The organism is Novosphingobium sp. MBES04, from assembly GCF_000813185.1.
GTDB classification, from domain to species: domain Bacteria; phylum Pseudomonadota; class Alphaproteobacteria; order Sphingomonadales; family Sphingomonadaceae; genus Novosphingobium; species Novosphingobium decolorationis.
Genome location: NZ_DF850488.1, coordinates 1294703 through 1297692, shown reverse-complemented (window position 1 = coordinate 1297692; position 2990 = coordinate 1294703). Strand labels below are relative to the sequence as shown.

The following is a 2990-nucleotide window of genomic DNA, read 5'->3' as shown; positions in this document are numbered from 1 at the left end:
CCCATTGCAGTTTCGGTGCTGGACAGCGGCAAGCTCTCGGCCATTTCGGAAGGGGGCGCGGACATTCTCTCGCTCGCCGGACGGGTTCCCAGCCTCTATGTCGAGAGCTCGAACGGGCGCTACGCCCCGCGCCTGTACATCCGCGGCCTGGGCAACGTCGACTTCGACTTCAACGCCTCGCAGCCGGTCTCGGTCGTGCTCGACGACGTGGTCCTGGAAAACGTCTCCCTCAAGAGCTTCCCGCTTTTCGACGTCGAGAGCGTCGAAGTTCTCAAGGGCCCGCAAGGTACGCTGTTCGGGCGCAACACGCCCGCGGGCGTCGTCAAGATGGACACCCGCCGTCCGGACCAGGATGCCGGCGGACAGGCGCAGTTCACGCTCGGGGAAATGGGGACCATCCGCGGCGAGGTCGGCCTGACCATTCCGGCCACCGACACCCTGTCGTTCCGCGTTGCAGGGCTCGTCAATCACCGCAACAACTGGGTCGACAACGGCTACGAGGAGACGACCTTCAACCGCCCCGGCCACGACCTTGGCGGTTTCGACGACATCGCCGGACGCATTCATGCACAGTGGCAGCCCGATGACCGCCTCTCGGTCCTGCTCACCCTGCAGGCGCGCGACTACCGGGGCACTGGCACTCTCAACCGCGCCAACGTGCTCACGACCGGATCGAACAAGCTCAACGAGCGCTACGACCGCGACCGCGTCTACTACGACGGCGGGCGCAACAACCCGCAGGCCCAGCACACCAAGTCGCAGGCCCTCCATGTCGATTACGACCTGGGCGCCGCCACGCTGACCGGTATCGTCTCGGCCTACCAGGGCGGTAGCTCGGGGCGCGGCGACATCGATGGCGGTGTGCTGGGCACGACACCGGGCAGCGGCACGATCCCCTTCCCGTCCGAAACCGGCACGCTGTCGAGCGACCTCGACCAGCAGACCTACGAGGTGCGCCTTGCGAGCAACGGCAATTCCCGCTTTGGCTGGCAGCTCGGCGCGTTCTACTGGCACGAAAGCTTTGAGTTGATCTCGGCCAGCTGGAACGGAACGGGAGGCCTGGATCCCACGGTCATCTCCACGCTCAACCAGAAGAGCGACAGCTGGTCCGTCTTCGGGCAGGTGCGCTACGATGTGACCGACAGCCTGCGTCTTACCGGCGGTGCGCGCTGGACCCGCGATGAACGCGATCTCGTGGCCGAGCGCACGCTCGGTCGTTACTTCATCGATACCCGCTCGGTCAGCGATGACCAGCCCAGCTGGGACGTCAGCGCGCTCTACCGGGTCAGCCCGCAGGTCAGCCTGTTCGGCCGCATCGCGCGTGGCTACCGTGGCCCGTCGATCCAGGGACGCATCGCCAGCTCAGATATCCTGACCACGGCCGATTCCGAGACGATCATCTCCTACGAGATCGGCATCAAGGCGGCGACCCCGGACAACCGCTTCCGCGCCGACCTCACCGCCTACACCTATCGCATCGACGATCCGCAATTCACCGCGATCGGAGGCCAGGGCAATTTCAACCAGCTCATCAACGCGCGGCGCGGTATCGGGCGCGGCGTGGAATTCGAAGCCAGCGCCAATCCGCTGCGCGGGCTGATGCTGACCGGCGGAGTCTCGTACAACTTCACGCGCATTTCCGATCCGGACATGCTTGTCGCGTTCTGCGGGGCCGCCTGCACCGTGCGGGATCCCATCGTGGACGTCGGCACCACGCGGCGCGCGGCAATCAACGGCAATCCGTTCCCGCAGGCCCCGCGCTGGCTGATGAACCTGACGGCCTCCTACACCCACGAACTGGCGGGTGGCAGCAAGCTCTACGCGCAGACCGACTGGGTGGCGCAATCGGACTTCAACATCTTCCTCTACGATGCGACCGAGTTCCACGTCGGGACGAACTTCGAGGGCGGCGCGCGTCTGGGCTGGCGTTCGCCCAGCGATGGTGTCGACGTCTTCGCCTTTGCCCGCAACATCACCAATGAATCGAACGTCATCGGCGCGATCGACTTCAACAACCTGACGGCCTTCGTGAACGACCCCCGCGTGATTGGCGGCGGCGTCGCGTTCCAGTTCTGAACTCGCCGCTCCCGGTGCCTCGGCACCGGGAGGGCAACATGGCTTCGGCGCCCATCTTGTCCAAACAGAGGGACAGATCCTCCGAAACCAGATCCGCTGCGCGTTCGCCCAGCGTCAGTTCAGTGTGACAGACATGCTTCTGCGATGGCGGTCACATGTGTTAGATCTGTCCCGCAACAACCGCCGAGGATCGTAATCTGAGGAAAATCTAGCGTCAGGTCTTTATACAACTGCGCAAGTTCAGTGAGATCTCCCCTGTCCAACTCAGTCATGGCATCGAGTTCCGCGTGGCTGCACCGCGAAGCGTTTGCGCGGACCCCACGAACCCGTTTGGCCCATGCCGCACCTTGTTCGAGCGAGTTGGCAAAATGCGTCGGATGGGCGCAGTTGATCATATAGTAGGCGGGGTATGACGCCGTCGCTTCGTCAACCGCAGCGATCGCATGCCAAAGCGCTTCGCCTGTCGGGAGGCGCCCGTCCGTTTCGACCGTGAAGCTGATAGCCACTGGCGCACCTGACTTGCGAGCGGCGCGCGCCAACCCGATCGCTTCGGGGACGTTCGTCATGGTTATGGCGGACAGCATGTCGGCTCCGGCCGCGACGAGAACAGCTACTTGCTGGCTATGATAGGCCTCCGCCTCTTCGCCGCTCATGATCCGGCCGGGATCGTAACCGTCGCCGCGTGGTCCAATGCATCCGCTGATAATAATCGGGGGCTCTGCGGCAGCGCTCTCTCGTAGATGCATGAGCAGGGAGACGGCCTTGTGGTTGAGTGCGTCGAGGTCTTTGGGCGATAAACCCAGCGGCTGCGCCCAATCGGGGCTTGCGCGCCAGGTCGCACTTTCGAGGATCAGCCCAGTGCCCATTCGCCGGGCAAGCGCGATGAACCCTAAGTAGTAATCTTCGAGCGCCTC

2 protein-coding genes are annotated in these 2990 nt (G+C 64.1%); one reads left to right on the top strand and one right to left on the bottom strand.

Going from position 1 to position 2990, the window contains the following annotated elements; translation table 11 throughout:
• A partial coding sequence (locus MBENS4_RS05700) for a TonB-dependent receptor (RefSeq protein WP_039389365.1) occupies positions 1-2076 on the top strand: 2076 nt, incomplete at its 5' end.
• A 119-nt stretch (positions 2077-2195) separates the two neighbouring features.
• Here MBENS4_RS05700 and MBENS4_RS05695 read toward each other — a convergent pair.
• Positions 2196-2990, bottom strand: a 795-nt coding sequence (locus MBENS4_RS05695; protein ID WP_039389363.1) for a homocysteine S-methyltransferase family protein, incomplete at its 5' end; no start/stop codon positions are given.